At 48.1% G+C, this 15,779-nt stretch carries 17 protein-coding genes (1 of these 17 only partly in view); 15 read left to right on the forward strand and 2 right to left on the reverse strand.

All coding sequences use genetic code 11. The features are described 5' to 3' along the window. The first annotated feature begins 5 nt into the window (after nt 1–5). Entirely contained in the window at nt 6–1,238 is a 1,233-nt protein-coding gene (locus ACKPCD_RS03560; RefSeq protein ID WP_321434025.1) for an L-lactate MFS transporter, read from the forward strand. Between the two features lie 295 nt (nt 1,239–1,533). Here the strand turns inward: ACKPCD_RS03560 and ACKPCD_RS03565 are convergent, their stop codons facing one another. Continuing rightward, complete coding sequence (locus tag ACKPCD_RS03565) at nt 1,534–2,088, reverse strand: plasmid pRiA4b ORF-3 family protein (protein ID WP_321434026.1); 555 nt, start codon at nt 2,086–2,088, stop codon at nt 1,534–1,536. Nucleotides 2,089–2,266: 178 nt separating this feature from the next. Between ACKPCD_RS03565 and ACKPCD_RS03570 the strand changes: the two genes are divergently transcribed. The 6 genes from ACKPCD_RS03570 (at nt 2,267) to ACKPCD_RS03595 (ending at nt 9,012) form a co-directional block, all read left to right on the forward strand. Then, on the forward strand, nt 2,267–2,605 hold the full coding sequence (locus ACKPCD_RS03570; RefSeq protein ID WP_288927687.1) for a thioredoxin family protein: 339 nt from the start codon (nt 2,267–2,269) through the stop codon (nt 2,603–2,605). A 116-nt stretch (nt 2,606–2,721) separates the two neighbouring features. Continuing rightward, nucleotides 2,722–4,470, forward strand: a complete 1,749-nt coding sequence (locus tag ACKPCD_RS03575) for a LytS/YhcK type 5TM receptor domain-containing protein (protein WP_321434027.1) — start codon at nt 2,722–2,724, stop codon at nt 4,468–4,470. A 2-nt stretch (nt 4,471–4,472) separates the two neighbouring features. After that, nucleotides 4,473–5,207, forward strand: a complete 735-nt coding sequence (locus ACKPCD_RS03580) for a LytTR family transcriptional regulator DNA-binding domain-containing protein (protein WP_276645767.1) — start codon at nt 4,473–4,475, stop codon at nt 5,205–5,207. Between the two features lie 157 nt (nt 5,208–5,364). After that, a complete protein-coding gene (locus ACKPCD_RS03585) occupies nt 5,365–6,870 on the forward strand; it encodes a carbon starvation CstA family protein (RefSeq protein ID WP_321434028.1) in 1,506 nt (501 codons plus the stop codon). Nucleotides 6,871–7,097: 227 nt separating this feature from the next. After that, nucleotides 7,098–7,478 carry a Na-translocating system protein MpsC family protein gene (locus ACKPCD_RS03590; protein ID WP_198143327.1) on the forward strand — a complete coding sequence of 127 codons (381 nt, stop codon included), beginning with the start codon at nt 7,098–7,100 and terminating at the stop codon, nt 7,476–7,478. Nucleotides 7,479–7,632: 154 nt separating this feature from the next. Continuing rightward, a complete protein-coding gene (locus tag ACKPCD_RS03595) occupies nt 7,633–9,012 on the forward strand; it encodes an L-lactate MFS transporter (RefSeq protein ID WP_321434029.1) in 1,380 nt (459 codons plus the stop codon). 68 nt (nt 9,013–9,080) lie between these two features. Here ACKPCD_RS03595 and ACKPCD_RS03600 read toward each other — a convergent pair whose 3' ends face one another. Beyond that, entirely contained in the window at nt 9,081–9,338 is a 258-nt protein-coding gene (locus ACKPCD_RS03600) for a hypothetical protein (RefSeq protein WP_068561508.1), read from the reverse strand. Nucleotides 9,339–9,604: 266 nt separating this feature from the next. Here ACKPCD_RS03600 and ACKPCD_RS03605 point away from each other — a divergent pair, with 266 nt between their 5' ends. From ACKPCD_RS03605 to ACKPCD_RS03640, 8 genes are all read left to right on the forward strand, one after another. After that, nucleotides 9,605–9,973 (forward strand): CidA/LrgA family protein, encoded by a 369-nt coding sequence (locus ACKPCD_RS03605; RefSeq protein WP_321434030.1) that lies wholly within the window; start codon nt 9,605–9,607, stop codon nt 9,971–9,973. Further along, complete coding sequence (locus ACKPCD_RS03610) at nt 9,945–10,643, forward strand: LrgB family protein (RefSeq protein WP_321434031.1); 699 nt, start codon at nt 9,945–9,947, stop codon at nt 10,641–10,643. Before ACKPCD_RS03605 ends, ACKPCD_RS03610 begins: the two co-directional genes overlap by 29 nt. A gap of 273 nt (nt 10,644–10,916) precedes the next feature. After that, the gene (locus ACKPCD_RS03615; RefSeq protein ID WP_321434032.1) at nt 10,917–11,525 is read left to right on the forward strand and encodes an ECF transporter S component; all 609 of its coding nucleotides are present in this window, start codon (nt 10,917–10,919) and stop codon (nt 11,523–11,525) included. A 12-nt stretch (nt 11,526–11,537) separates the two neighbouring features. Next, nucleotides 11,538–12,305, forward strand: a complete 768-nt coding sequence (locus tag ACKPCD_RS03620) for an energy-coupling factor transporter transmembrane component T family protein (protein WP_068561503.1) — start codon at nt 11,538–11,540, stop codon at nt 12,303–12,305. After that, nucleotides 12,302–13,153: an energy-coupling factor ABC transporter ATP-binding protein gene (locus tag ACKPCD_RS03625; protein ID WP_068561502.1), complete on the forward strand. Its 852-nt coding sequence runs from the start codon at nt 12,302–12,304 to the stop codon at nt 13,151–13,153. The genes ACKPCD_RS03620 and ACKPCD_RS03625 overlap by 4 nt, the downstream gene beginning before the upstream one ends. Beyond that, nucleotides 13,146–13,946, forward strand: a complete 801-nt coding sequence (locus ACKPCD_RS03630; protein ID WP_321434033.1) for an energy-coupling factor ABC transporter ATP-binding protein — start codon at nt 13,146–13,148, stop codon at nt 13,944–13,946. The genes ACKPCD_RS03625 and ACKPCD_RS03630 overlap by 8 nt, the downstream gene beginning before the upstream one ends. 257 nt (nt 13,947–14,203) lie before the next feature. Then, nucleotides 14,204–14,638, forward strand: coding sequence for a MarR family winged helix-turn-helix transcriptional regulator (locus ACKPCD_RS03635; RefSeq protein WP_276645797.1), 435 nt, complete (start codon nt 14,204–14,206; stop codon nt 14,636–14,638). Nucleotides 14,639–14,640: 2 nt separating this feature from the next. Continuing rightward, nucleotides 14,641–15,779, forward strand: the 5' portion of a protein-coding gene (locus ACKPCD_RS03640; RefSeq protein ID WP_321434034.1) for an MATE family efflux transporter. The gene runs 211 nt beyond the window's last position; 1,139 of the gene's 1,350 nt are visible here — the first part of the coding sequence; it begins with the start codon at nt 14,641–14,643; its stop codon lies off the right edge, out of view.

Below are 15,779 nucleotides of genomic sequence, written 5' to 3' on the forward strand. Positions count from 1 at the left end.
TGTTTATGAAAAAGGAAATTAATCGTTGGGCTGTCTTGGTCAGCTCGATGGGTATCTTGATGTGTACGGGTGCAGTTTATGCTTTCAGCGTGTTGGCAGGACCGTTGTCTGCCGCAAGAGGTTGGACAATGGCTGAGGTCATGGTAGCCTTCGCAATCAACGCGGCTTTAGGGCCGATTCCGATGATTTTGGGCGGCTTCTTGACCGACAAAGGTTGGTCGAAATGGAGCACGATGGCCGGAGCGGTATTGTTCGGAGTCGGTTTTGCTTTGGCGGGTACAGCTACGACTTTGACGGAATTATACGTGTATTATGGTTTGATGGCCGGTTTCGGACAAGGATTCGCTTATTCAGGCTGCCTAAGCAACACAATTCGTTTCTTCCCGGATAAAAAAGGTTTGGCTTCCGGATTGATCACAGCAGGTATGGGCGGAGCGGCCATCATTGCAGCTCCGATCGCGAACCAATTGATCCAAAGTATTGGCGTTGCTGACACTTTTGTGCGGATGGGTATCGCCTATGCAATCATCAGCTTCACTTGCAGCCTCTTCATCAAGGTTGCACCGAAAGATTACATGCCAAAAAATATGAACGCAGCGGCTACTGCAGCCGCGAATAAAGCGGTCGTAAATAAGAACTGGAAAGAAATGCTGCAGGATCCAAAATTCTATATGATCATCCTGATGTTCGCTATGGGTGCTTTCTCAGGCTTGATGATCGCTTCAAACGCTTCACCGATCGGACAATCGATGTTCGGCCTATCCGCAGCAGCGGCAGCCGTATATGTCAGTGTGTATTCTCTCAGCAATACAATGGGTCGCGTTATCTGGGGCGCTGTTTCCGATAAATTGGGTCAGCCAACGACTATCAGCATCATGTATAGTGTCATCATTCTTACTTTCTTGATCCTTATTTTCGTCAAATCGATGTTCGGCTTTACGATAGGGATCGTTGGTTTGGGCCTATGCTTCGGCGGTGTGATGGGCGTATTCCCATCATTGGTCATGGATAACTTCGGACCGAAATTCCAAGGCGTCAACTACGGTATCGTGTTCATCGGTTACTCGACAGCCGCTTTTGTTGCACCTAAAGTAACAGCGGGAATCGCTGCTGCGAACAACGGTGACTTCACTAAAGCTTTTTATGTCGCTATCGTGGTTGCGGTTGCAGGTTTGATCCTGGATCTTGTCTACAAGAAAAAAACAGCAACGAAAGCAATCACAGAAACAGCTCAATAAACAAAAACACCTTCTCGAACGCGAGAAGGTGTTTTTATTGAAATGATTTGTCTGATAACCGGGAGTTATCCGACATTGCGTGAGAATGTTCCACAGAAGTTGTCGGATTCTTCCGGGTTATCCGACAACTAGGCAGTCCCCGGTGTTGATTATGTCGGATTCTTCCGAGTTATCGGACAACCCGACAGCCCTCGGGAAGGATTATGTCGAATAATTACGGATTATCCAACAAATAGAGACTGGTCACGCGGTTGATTTTGATTACTTGCAGATATTTCCTTTTGCAACAATGCCTTCAAATATGGCCGCCGTCGTCTTCCCATTCATCTTCGTCATCATCCAGAGCTACCCATTCATCTTCATCGAGCCCCGGCAGGCCTTCGCCAAGGCCGCTGACGTTCAGATAGGCCAATTCTTCATTGATCGCTTTCGCGATTTCCCCGGAATCTTTGTATGCGAGGTCGAGTGTGCCGTCCGTGATGTCCAGGCGGGTATGGTCTTCCTCAGGCGCCAGATTCTCGGCGCGCACGCAACGGGGATAGAGCACGTCATCCTTCGCCTCGAAGGCTTTTTGCAGGACGATTTCATGTTCCCAGTTCTCTTCCATGTTGTACGTGTAAATGATTTTATCGTCTTTTCCTTGGATGTGGTCCCGCAGACGATCGGCTTCTGCCAATGTATCCTTATGCGGCTGGGCAAACCGGAAAGTGTGCGGGTGGAGATCGGACCAATTGAATGCACTTTGGAGAATGAAATGCAGATCGGAGAAAGTGGTGTCGTCATCCAATTGTATATCCCGCCAGACTGGTATGCCGACATCCAAAAGCGTAATTCTTAGTTCGAACATCATCTGAAAAACCACCTTTTTTATTTTCAGTATAGCGTTTTCATGACCCGAGTTCAAATAGGAGGTGATGCGCGAACCACAAAGAGAACTTAGCACCGTAGCGCTGGCCGATCCGCAAAACGGACTTATTCCGATTCACGTGCTATAATGGCGAAAAATGAAAGAGGAAGAAGGTCAAATTGTGTTTTATCCAAATAATTTCCAACAAGCAACATCAATAGAAGAAATCCGTCGTTTTATCGCAGAGAATAAGCTGGCATTCGTATACATTTCCCGGACGAACTGTGGCGTCTGCCATGCGGTTCGGCCGCAAGTGCAGGAGATGCTGGAGGAATTCCCCGCAATCAAAGCAATCCAGGCGAATGCCGATGACATCCCGGAAGTTGCGGGTGAATTCACCGTCTTCACCGTTCCGGCCTTGTTGCTTTTCGTTGAAGGCAAGGAAATGATCCGCGAAGCCCGCTTCGTGGTGATGGATGAGCTGCATCACCAATTCCAGCGGATCACGGATAACTTCTGATAGCTTGATAAAGGAACGATAGCCTGAAGTGCAAAGCTTGGGCTATCGTTTTTTCTGCACAAATTAGATGTTTCTGGTGTAAACTGAAGATAATCATTTTCGGGAAAGGAGCGGCCATGTTTAATTTATTCATTTTGATATTGGAGCGGGTCGGGCTGATCATCATATTGGCCTACCTTTTGATGAATACACACTATTTCAGGGACAAATTGGGCGAACGTCAACGCTTGAGCACCAAAGTGGCGCTGATTGTCGTATTCGGAATATTCGCGGTCATCTCGAACTATACAGGCGTTGAGATCAGTCAGGACCGCATCGTATCCGACCAGGTGCTGATGAAACTTTCGGAGGGAGCGTCCTTGGCGAACACGCGGGTGCTCACGATTGGCGTCGCCGGTCTGATCGGCGGGCCGTTGGTCGGCACATCCGTCGGCATCATCTCGGGCGTCATCCGTTTCTTCCAAGGTGGGGAAGAGGCCTATATTTATGTGATTTCTTCCATCTTGATCGGGCTCATTGCCGGTCTGTACGGCGCCAAAACGATGCGCAAAAATGCCTATCCGACAATAAAGGAAGGTTTTATGATTGGAGCCGTGACGGAAGGAGTCCAGATGCTCAGCATCCTGGTGTTGAGCCGCAATCTTCAGGCTGCCTGGGATCTGGTGACGTTCATTGCGTTTCCGATGATCCTCGTCAACAGCATGGGGACCGGCATTTTCCTTTCCATCATCGGCTCCACGCTGCGCCAAGTCGAACAGACGAAAGCGGTGCAGACGCATGATGTGCTCCAATTGGCGAACCGAACGATGCCTTATTTCCGTTCCGGCATGAACGAAGCTTCTTGCACGGAAGCGGCCAAAATCATCCAACAATTGATGAAAGTATCCGCTGTCAGCATCACGAATACCGAACGGATTTTGGCCTATGTCGGTGCGGCCAGCGATCACCACATCGCCTCGAACGAAATATTGACCGAATTATCAAAAGAAGTGCTGCGGACAGGTGAAATCAGGGAAGTCCATTCCCATGACGAAATCGGCTGCAACCATCCGGGCTGTCCCTTGCAAGCGGCGCTCGTCATCCCGCTGAAAGCGCAAGGGAAAACGATCGGCACTTTGAAGCTGTATTTCACGGATTCGGCCAAACTGACTTTTGTCGAAAGGCAGTTGGCGGAAGGACTCGGCAACATCTTCTCCAGCCAGATCGAATTGGGAGAAATCGAACTCCAGAGCAAACTGTTGCAGGATGCCGAAATCAAGTCCTTGCAGGCGCAAGTGAATCCACATTTCTTTTTCAATGCCATCAATACGGTCTCTGCTTTGATCCGGGTGGACAGCGAAAAGGCGCGGAAGCTGCTGATCCAACTCAGCAACTTTTTCCGTGCCAATCTGCAAGGCGCCCGCACCAACCTGATTCCGTTGATGAAGGAACTGACGCAAGTGGAAGCCTACCGCTCGTTGGAGCAGGCCCGTTTTCCTGATCGCTACCAAGTCGACATTGCCGTTGAGGAAGGCATGGAAGAAGTGCTGCTGCCGCCGTTCCTGATTCAGATTCTGCTGGAAAATGCATTCAAACATGCTTTCGGCAGCCGGAAAACCGACAATCGGGTGTGGATCGACGTGAGAAGCAGTCCCGATGGCGTGTTCATTTCCGTCCGGGACAACGGCGAAGGCATCGATACAAAGCGCTTGGAGAAACTGGGCAAAGAAGCCGTGCCGTCGCTGGAAGGCACAGGATCGGCATTGGATAATCTGAATAAACGGTTGACTAGTCTGTTCGGCGAATCGGCCAAATTGCATTTTGTATCTTCACCAACAGGAACGACCGTGCATTGCACGGTACCTTATCAAGAAAGGCAGGGATGAGTATGCGGGTATTGATTGTGGATGACGAACCATTGGCAAGGGATGAATTGGCTTACCTGCTGGGGAAATGCGAAGGCGTGAGCGCCATCACCCAAGCGGATTCGATCGAAGAAGCGCTCGGGACGATGCTGGAGGACCCGGTGGACCTGATTTTCTTGGATATTCACCTGACGAATGAGAGTGGCCTCTCACTGGCTGCTAAGATCAACAAACTGAAGAAGCCGCCGATGATCATTTTTGCCACGGCGTATGACGACTATGCCGTCAAAGCGTTTGAGCTGAATGCGACCGATTATGTCCTGAAGCCTTTTGAGCTGGACCGGATCCAGCAAGCGGTCAAAAAAGCCTACGGACAGTACCACAAGCAACAGATCGAAGAGCCGGAAACACCGAAGCAGAAGGATACTGGATTGCAGGTGCTGCCTATCCAGATGGACGAGCGGATCTATATACTGCAGGTCCCGGAAATCATTGCGATCGGAATCGAGAACGGCGAAACGACCATCTACACGAAAAATATGGAGTACATCATCCACGAACCGCTCAGTGCGCTCCAGAAAAAGATCAGCGGACAGTCGTTCCTGAGGGTTCACCGGGCCTTTCTAATCAATCTGAAGGAAATAAAGGAAATCCAACCATGGTTCAATCATACATTCCAACTGACGATGAGCAACGGCTTGAAGATACCCGTCAGCCGTTCTTATATGAAGGATTTTAAGGGAAAAGTAGGCATCTGATCCAAAAATAGATGAATTTCAAAACTGCAGGCGTGCAATTCAGCCTGCAGTTTTGTCGTTTCGGGCGCAAATGACCCAAAAGTTTCTTTTTCTCCAGTAAAGTAAGGGCATAGAAAAAACGTGTTGGCCGCACATTTATTTTGAAGGAGGAAAAAAGATGCTTACTTTACTTGGAGGAATCGCCTTACTGGTTCTAGGTTACTTTACTTATGGGCGCTACATCGAAAAGAACTTTTCCATCGATCCGGAAAGAACGACCCCCGCTGAAGCACTAAAGGACGGATACGACTTTGTCCCGATGTCCAAATCAAAAAATGCCATCATTGAACTGTTGAATATTGCTGGAACGGGTCCTATTTTCGGGCCGATTATGGGAGCGCTTTACGGTCCGGTCGCCTATATTTGGATCGTCGTGGGCTGTATCTTCGGAGGGGCCGTCCACGACTACATGATCGGGATGATTTCCTTGCGGAACGACGGTGCGCACTTGCCGGAGTTGGCCAGCAAATACTTGGGCAAACCGGTCAAACATGTCGTCAACATCTTCGCCATGCTGCTCTTGATGCTTGTGGCCACTGTGTTTGTCACTTCACCCGCCAATCTGATCGCCAGCATTACGCCTGATTGGATGACAATCGGCATCATCACCGTGCTGATTTTCGCTTACTATCTCATCTCAACCATCTTGCCGATCGACAAGGCGATGGGGAAAGTTTACCCTTGGTTCGGGGCGGTCCTGATCATCAGCACGATTGCGATCGGCATCAGCTTGCTGACGGGCGGACATAACATTCCTGAATTGACGATGGGCGCTATGCAGAATTTCCATCCGAAAGGCACACCGATTTTCCCGGCAATCTTCTTTACGATTTCCTGTGGCGCCATTTCCGGTTTCCATGCGACCCAAGCGCCGATGGTTTCCCGGACGTCGACGAACGAGCGGGAAGGCCGCTTCCTTTTCTACGGCATGATGATCGCAGAGGGCGTCATCGCTATGATCTGGGCTGGAGCGTCCATGGCCTTGTTCGATGGTCAAACATTGAGCCAAATGATCGATGCCGGAACACCATCAGCTGTCGTCAACCAAGTTTCCACTATGTTATTGGGTAATGTCTTCGGTACGGTCGCCATCATCGGCGTCATCGTCTTGCCGATCTCTTCTGGCCTCTCCGCCTTCAGAAGTCTGCGCACAATCTTGGCTGACTACATGAGCATCAAACAGGATTCAATGAAAAAGATCCTGATGATGACGATCCCGTTGTTTGTCATCTCGTTCTTCCTTACTAAAGTGGATTTCAACCTGATCTGGAGATACTTCAACTGGGCAAACCAAGTCACAGCCGTCATCGCTTTGCTGATGTCGACGCGTTACTTGTATCTTAAAAATAAAAATTACCTGGTTACCTTATTGCCTGCAACATTCATGCTTTATGCCTGTGTCGTCTATATCCTGAGCGAGCCGATCGGATTCCGGATGGGGCTGCAGACGGCCACTTACTTGGTCGGTCTGGTTGCAACTGTTGCGATCATGGCACTTTACTGGACAACCGGCGTGAAACAGAAGGTTGCTTTGAGTCCTGAATCGGAACTCTTGAACGATCATCTGCCGATCGGGACGTTTTCTTCTATTGACGCAGTACCGGCAGCGGTAGTAGCCGAATAGCCCTATCTTTCAATTGAAACCTTATTGACCAAAAAACTCCCCGTAGCCGCTATAGGCCATCAGGGGAGTTTTTTGCTGTAGTTGGATTTTCAAATCTTCTCCATCAGTTGCGGTGCCTGCCCTTTTCAGGGCAAAGGGATACTTGTTGACGACAATATATCGGTGTGCTATAGTTTTGGCTGTAAGAAACGTTTCCCAACTTTCAGATGATTTAGGGGTTGAAGCGCATGGCATACACGGGAAGTTCAATGACAAAAGGACAAATCGAATCGAAATTGAGCGAAGCGATCAGTAAGTTTGAAATTGAACAAATGGGTAGGGGACCGGAGAAAATACGGACCGTTATCTTTCAGGATTTGATCTTGATAAGACTGAATGGTTTCCTGAGTATATCTGAGAAAAACTTGGCCAAGAATCCAGGTGGAATCCAGATGATAAAAAATGCTCGAACCGCATTGTTTGAGAATGCGCGTAAAGAACTCGAAACGACAATCAAAACAGTGCTTGATGTGAATATCGTAAGTACCTATTCCGACGTCAGCACCAAGACGGGCGAAAAAATCATCGCAATAGTTGTCGACCAAGATATAGAAAAATTGATTAAGTGAATACGGAAGATGCAACGAAAGGCAAACAGCCAGTCGACGCGTAAGCCAATAATAAGTACTCCGCAGGGGGCTTGTTATTGGTTTTTTTTTGCAGATCGGCATGTCAGTAAGGGAATTTATCCGGAAATTATAAGGAAAGAAGGCAGGGATGCAGATGCAACAGAAAATGAGAGTAGAAAAGCAAGTGATGTCAAAGGCAAGGTGGCTGTATGTAATTTTGGGACTGGTGATTATGATGGCACTTGGGACGGTGTATTCCTGGAGTGTTTTCCGTCTGCCGGTGGAGGTGTTGTATGATGTCGGGACTGCCCAAAGTGGATTACCCTACATGACGGCGCTATTGTTTTACTCGCTGTTCATGTTTTTGACCGGGAGGTTTTTTAAGGATTGGAGTCCGCGCAAGACCATACTGACAGGGACTCTCTTGGTTTCTGTCGGCTGGATTTTATCGGCATTCGCCCCGAATATTCAGACGTTGACTATTGCGTATGGTGTGATCAGTGGCGCGGGGGTCGGGATTGCTTATGGGGCTCCGCTGACGGTAGTGACTAGATGGTTCCCGGAAAAAAAGGGTATCGTGATTGGGCTGGTGCTACTCGGATTTGGACTCTCGCCGTTGCTTACAGCGCCGATTGCTAGGGCGTTGGTCGAACAATACGGAGTGACGCAAACATTCCTCATATTGGGAGTCGTCTTTGGAGTGCTGTTGCCCGTGTTGGCAATGCCATTCAAGTATCCTGAAGCGGATTGCGTCGGGGAGGAGAAAGTCCTCGGGGCAGAGTCGAAGGAGAATGATATGGATAGCGCCGAAATGGTCAGATCCGCTAACTTCAAGGGGCTGTATTTCAATTTTATTATCGGAACGATGATTGGACTGATGATGATAGGGTTGACAAGCAACATCGGCATTGAATTGATAGGGATGGCGCAAAAGGATGTAGTGCTGTTTATATCTTTGTTTGCAGTGTTCAATGGTATCGGGCGTCCCATGTTCGGATGGCTGACGGACAGGCTGTCGGCAAAGAAAGCGATGCTCTTTTCCTATGCTCAAATCATCCTGGCAGCATCTTTGATGTTGCTGGCAAAAAATGGCAGTATCGTTTTATTTTTCATCGCTTTTTCCATATTTTGGTTCAATGTTGGGGGGTGGTTGGCAATAGCGCCGACTGCCACTAATAACATGTACGGGCCGAAGCACTACAGCGAAAATTATGGTGTCGTATTTACAGCATACGGAATAGGTGCTGTTTTGGGTGTGGGCAGTTCAGGCCTGTTGCTGGATACTTTCCAGAATTTCGACTACATATTCTATTTGGTAATCGTTTCATGTCTGATCGGGTATCTTTTGACGTTGCTATTTTTTAAAGCGAAATTGGGAAACAAAACGAACCTGGCGACGGTAAGCTCCTTGTTTGATTCGGCTAGCCGCAACAATGGAGACCGTAGCGCTCCGTTGGATGAACTGCGCGAAACCAACAGTAAAGCGGAAGCTGGAATCGGCACTGTAAATGATCGGTTTCCGATTGAAACCTGAAACAATAAACAAAACTCCCTGAAGAGCTCTGCACTGTTGCAGGCACTTTGGGGAGTTTTTTTGACATATTATAGATATGTTTTTAAAGCTTCGGCGATGCTTTCAAGCATAGCTAGTTCATCATTTGATGGGTTTTCCAATGTGAGCAAAGCTTCCTCGGCGCGGGCTTCCGGGTTGCCATCTGCATCTGTTGCTACATCCAGTATCAGTAGCTCGGCAAACAGATCATCCAAATCCCTTTGCGGTTGCACAAGGAATTCAAACGTACCTTCGGGATGACTTGCTTTGAACGCTTCAATTTTTTCAATCAATTCTTCTAAGTTCATTTATTTTCGCCTTCTTTCTGTTCTTGTTCATTTGCTGCACGGCTCATTATACCTCATTTATCCTTTATATGTATTGTGTAATAGGTTTTGATCATCGACTATAGCGGGCTGTTACATTTTGGGCAACTAGGACAACTTCATTTTTGTTTTTGTCAAAATGCATCTTTTCAATTCGATACGGGCTGATATGATTAAACAATAGTATTTCAGATTCATTCGGACAAGGAGGAATCCACTTCGTCAGGCATTATTTAAAACAATTTACTGTGATCATCGCTATTTCAGCTGTAAGCGAATTGTTGGCCATTTTCATTCCGCTGCCCATTCCGGCCAGTATCTACGGTATGATGCTGCTGTTCCTGCTGCTGATGACGGGTGTTTTGAAACTTAACCAAGTGGAAAGTGCCGCCAATCTGCTGTTGGGTATCATGCCGGCTCTGTTCGTAGTTAATGGTGCCGGACTCATAACGTCCTACGAGCAAATTGCCGAAAATTTTGCCAGCTGGGTAGCGGTCAACATCGCCTCTACCATCGTAATTTTAGTGACTACTGGTATTCTGGCGCAGGGGTTGATAAGAAAAAAGAAAGCAAAGGAGGCTGCCGCGGATGGTTGGTCATCTGTTGGAGACGACTAAATATCTCGGGCTGTTCATCAGTTTGGGCGCCTTCATGATCGGATTGAAGTTGAATAAAAAATATCCCTATGCATTCATGAATCCTTTGCTGATGGGGTCGATCCTGGTGATGGTCTTAATCCTTGTCCTGGACGTCGAAGTGGCCGTTTTTCAAAAAAGTGCGCAAGTACTGTCTGATCTCCTGACACCGGCAACGATATGCCTGGCTGTTCCGGTCTATCGGCAATTCAAGATTTTGCGCGAAAACAGTTGGGTTGTCTTGATCAGTTGCCTGGCAGGGATGATCAGCGGACTGGTCACAATCATTGGCTTGGCCCTGACCCTTCAGATGAGCGATGTCACGACTTTATCCACCTTGGCGCGCTCGATCACGATGGCCATTGCGTTGGATACGACTGAATTGATCGGCGGAGTCGCTGGCGTCATAGTGGCTGGCGTCATCTTCGCCGGTATTTTCGGAACGGTGGTTTCCAGCCTGATTTTCAAAATCTTCAGGATCGAAGAACCGATAGCGAAAGGGTTGGCCATTGGTGCGGCTTCCCATGCCATCGGGACGGCTGAATCGTTGAAAGCGGGAGAACTGCAAGGGGCGATGAGCAGCCTGGCGATGGTCGTTTCCGGTGTCTTGATGGTGGGGTTTATTCCGCTTGCGGCAATGTTCGTCCCATAAGGTCAACGATTCATAGAAAACATAAGAAGCAGTGCTCGCTTTTAAAAGGAGACTGCTTCTTTTTTACGCAGAGAAAGCCGTTACTCATCAAGGGTTATCCGATGCCAGACGTTTCCCGCTATGCTATACTGAGGACATAAAATGGTATCAGTATCTTGTATTTTTTGTCTGGTTATTCCGGAGAAGTGGCTACCGAACAAAAGGAACAGAATCAAATCAAACTGGCATTATCCGCTTTCCATGCATGGCATCAGGCAAAAGGAGGAGAATGAAATGAATGCAGAAACAAAAAACAAGCTGAACTACAAGTTGTCTACGGCTTCCATCGTCTTGATCCCGATCGCAATCGGGATCAATTATCTCGGCAAATACATCGCGGGCGTATTGCGTCTGCCGCTTTGGTTGGACTCGATCGGAACGGTATTGTCCGGTATGTTGGCGGGACCGGTAATCGGTGCCGCTTCCGGGATCATCAATAACGTCATCTACGGCGTGACGGCCGATCCGATTTCGACAGTGTATGCAGTCACCAGTGCAGTCATCGGTTTGATGGCGGGTCTGTTTGCCGCTAAAGGCTGGTTCAAGGACATCAAGACCGTGCTGTTGGCAGGTTTAATCATCGGCTTGGTGGCCGCCACAGTCTCGACGCCTTTGAACATCCTCTTTTGGGGCGGACAGACCGGTAATGTCTGGGGGGATGCCCTCTACGCTTTGCTGATTTCGAATGGGCAACCGCAATGGCTGGCTTCTTTCCTGGACAGCATCGTTGTGGATGTGCCGGATAAACTAGTGACGGTTCTCATCAGTTACTTTATCTTCAGGGGCTTGCCGAAGAAACTCACGAACACTTTCCTGAAGGATGGCGCGATAGAAGAATTATAGGGGCTGATTTGAATGGATGCAATGACTTTGTATGTACCGCGCAACTCGCCGATCCATCATTTGGATCCGTTGACGAAGATGCTTTATGTCGTCGTGAGCATCGCTGCGGCCTATTTATTGGATGATCTGTGGCAAGTTGCGGCAGTCATGCTGACCAGTTTTGGTATCTTGTTGGTAGGGAAGGTATTCCGTAATATTTTGCCGGTGATTGCACTCAGTTTTTTATTGATTCTGTCGATCGTCATTGTGCAAGGTTTTTTCAATCCTGCCAACGAAACGTTACTTTATGAATTGGGCCCGATAAAATTCTACAAAGAGGGCCTGATTATAGCCTTTCGTCTGACCATGCGCGTCATCAATATGGTCAGCGCCTTTGGAGTGTTGGTGCTGACGACTTCACCGACGGAACTGGTTGAACGGCTGCAGCAGAAAGGCATGTCCCCGAAAATCGGCTATGTCATCCTTTCGGTTCTGCAGATCATCCCACAGCTTCGGGCCACTTACGGCAAAATTCAGGATGCACAACGGTCGCGCGGGATGGAGACTGAGGGCAGCCTGTTTGTTCGGGTAAAGGCATTCTTCCCATTGTTGGGACCGGTCATCCTGAACGCCCTGAACGATACTAGGGAGAGAGCGATTGCGCTCGATGTCCGCGGTTTCGACAGGGACACTCCGAAAACCTATCTGAATGAAGCGAAGTCCTATCGTTACAGTACTTTTTTGAATATTTTGCTGTTGGTGATTCTGGCCGGTTTGATCGTTTGGAGGGTGATGGGATGAGTATCATAGAAGTGAAGGATCTGAAATATCGTTATCCCGACACGACCAAATTGGCGTTGGACGGCATCAGCTTTTCGGTCGAGGAGGGTGAATTCATCGGCCTGATCGGAAGAAACACCGCCGGAAAATCGACTTTGTGCTATGCGCTGAGCGGTTTGGTGCCGCACTTCTTCAAAGGGGCCTACGGCGGATCGGTGATGATAGCCGGTTTGGATGTGCGCACGACGGATGTGAGCGAAGTCACTGCAGCAGCCGGATTGGTGTTCGAAAACCCGTTTTCCCAGATCACCGGCTCGCGTTTTACAGTATATGAAGAAATCGCATTCGGCCTGGAGAACATGGGACTGCCGCGCGACGAAATCATCAAGCGGATCGAAGAAAGTTTGGACTTGCTGGATATCCGCAAAGTGAAGGACAAGAACCCGTTCGATCTTTCCGGCGGGCAAATGCAGCGGGTTGCGATCGCCGGTGTGGTCGCGATGAAGCCGAAAGTGCTGATATTGGATGAACCCACTTCCCAACTGGATCCGCAAGGGTCGGATGAGGTCTTCAAAGTTGTGGAAAACCTTACGAAAGAAGGCATCACTATCATCATGGCCGAGCAAAAGATGGAAAAAATCGCGCAGTACGCAGACAGGGTCCTGCTTTTGGACGATGCCAAGTTGATCGCGTATGATACGCCCGAAGCTATTTTTTCGCGCGAGGACTTGGCGTCTCTGGGCGTACAGCCGCCCGCCGTGACCGCGATCGCCCGCCATTTGAACAAGCGGAAGGCCAATGGGCATTATCCTGTGGAATTGGATGAGCTGAAAGGCTTGCTTGCGGAAGAAGGTGTCCCTCATGAATAAACTGGAAATAGAGAAGCTGCATTTTGCATACGACAAAACAACACCCGTCATAAAAGGCATTAATCTGGTGCTGGACGACCGCAAAACCGCCATCATCGGACAGAACGGCTCGGGAAAAACCACCTTCGTAAAACTGCTGAAGGGACTTTTGCGTCCCGATTCCGGCAGGATCCTGCTGGACGGGATCGACTTAAAAACTTTGACGGTTGCCCAGATATCCAAGAAGATTGGTCTGGTTTTTCAGAACCCCGATGACCAGATTTTCAAGAATACGGTTTTGGATGAAGTGATGGTCGGTCCGTTGAACATCGGACTTTCTTTGGATGAGGCAAGAGCCAGTTCACGCGCGGCATTGGCTCAAGTAGAATTGGTGGATGTCGAGAAAGTGAATCCATACGACCTCAATCTGGCGCAAAGAAAGATGGTGGCGTTGGCTTCGATTTTAGCGATGGACACGCCCATCGTCATTTTCGATGAACCCACGATGGGGCAGGACGCTACCGGGAAAGCAATCATCAAAAAAGTGATCGAAAACCTGCAGGCAGAAGGGAAAGCCGTACTGTGCATTCTGCATGACATGGATTTTGCGGCGGCAGTTTTTGAACGCATCGTCGTCTTCAGCCAAGGGCAATTGCTGCTCGAAGGCGGTGCAAGGGAAGTCTTCAGCAAAAAAGACCTTCTGCAGCAAGCCTATCTGGATCAACCCCAAGCCATGAAAATCGCGCAAGCTTTGGGAATGCAAGGGTATCTTTTGAGCGTTGAAGAAGTGATATCCGCTTTGGAGAAACCATGATTTCAGCAAAGGACCGAAATAGTGGAATTGTACCTTGCGGATTGTAAAGATGAGACGGAATCATCTGCGGAAACTCTGTCAGCTATCAATAAAACACATACAGCAATAGGGCTCTTTGCGAGTTCGTATTGTTGCGTGTGTTTTTTTTGATGGGAAGGTTGTTCTGCCATGAAAAGCAGCTCATAAACGGATGGTATACAAGTGAACTATTTAGCGGTAAAATAGTTTTAGTTTGAATACATGGGGGCGTAAGATTTATGAAAGAAAAGAAAAATCTGCTGATCAGCTTGTCCAAGCTGTCGAAAGTGTATCGGGCAGAAGTGAAGGTAGAGATGTCCGCTTCGGATTTTTCTCCGAACGAGTTGGATCTGATCACCTTTTTGTCAAATAACGAAATGGACACATCCAAAGAAATAGCAGATTTCCTGGGACTATCAAAGTCTTTGATTGCCAGATCGGTCGATTCGCTTGTCGCAAAAGGGTACTTGGAGACAAACGTTGATGAGGGAGACCGTCGCTATATTCATCTTGTATTGACTGATCGGGCAAAGCCGATAGCGGACCGATTACGGAATATCCGGAAACAGTTTATCGCGTCGATGACAGAAGGAATCAATCAAGAACAGTTCACGCAGTTTGAAGCGATGCTTGAAAAAATGGTAGCGAATGTGGAACGGAAGAAGGAGGAGTAATCGTGCAAGAATTAAAAGGATCACGCATGGGGACGGAGAAAATCCCTAAACTGATGATGGAACTGGCCATACCGAGCATTATTGCCCAAGTCATCAATATTCTTTACAACATTGTGGATAGGATGTACATCGGACATATACCCGATGTAGGGGCTGTTGCATTGACTGGGTTGGGAATCAGCGCACCGCTTGTGCTGATCATTTCTGCGTTCAGCAGTTTTGCCGGAGGTGGCGGGGCTCCTTTGGCGGCCATTGCGTTAGGCAAGAACGACAAAAATGAGGCCGAAAAAATCCTCGGCAATGCTTTTTCCATGCTCACGCTCATGGCAGTCGTTTTGACTATTGTCTTTACCTTGATCAAAGAGCCATTATTATATTTATTCGGTGCCAGTGATGTTACTTTCAATTATGCGAATGACTATACTTCCATCTATATAATGGGCACAATTTTTGTACAATATGCATTAGGCCTGAATCTATTTATAACCAGTCAAGGAAAAACAAAAAACGCTATGTTTTCAGTACTGATTGGAGCTATTGCCAATATTATCCTGGATCCGATTTTTATTTTCGGTTTTGATATGGGAGTTCAGGGCGCTGCGATTGCAACAGTCATTTCCCAAACCCTGAGTGCGATCTACGTCCTCCGATTCTTGACGTCCGAGCATTCGATTATCCGGATCCGCAAGAAGAATATGGGGCTAGAGATTGGGCTGATAAAGAGAATTGTTTCCTTGGGAATTTCGCCATTCATTATGCAAGCGACCGAAAGTGCGATTGTGATTGTCTTCAATACAGGACTGCTGAAATACGGCGGCGATCTTTATGTTGGTTCCATGACAATCATGCAAAGCATCATGCAATTGCTGACAGTGCCTGTACAAGGTTTTACGCAAGGTGTTCAACCAATCATCAGCTATAATTATGGAGCAGGGAATTACAAGCGTGTGCGAGAAACTGTGCGCCATTCCATGAAGGTAACGGTTGGGCTTACAGTCTCCTACTTTTTATTGGTGATGTTCGTGCCGGGTCTGTTCGCACGCATCTTTACGACAAATTCGGATTTGTTGGCTTTAGTCACCCGTGTTCTGCCGATTTATATGGGCGGAATGTGGCTGTTCGGAGTGCAGATGAGCACACA

Origin of the sequence: Trichococcus flocculiformis (assembly GCF_963662535.1) — a bacterium.
In the GTDB taxonomy this organism is placed as follows: domain Bacteria; phylum Bacillota; class Bacilli; order Lactobacillales; family Aerococcaceae; genus Trichococcus; species Trichococcus flocculiformis.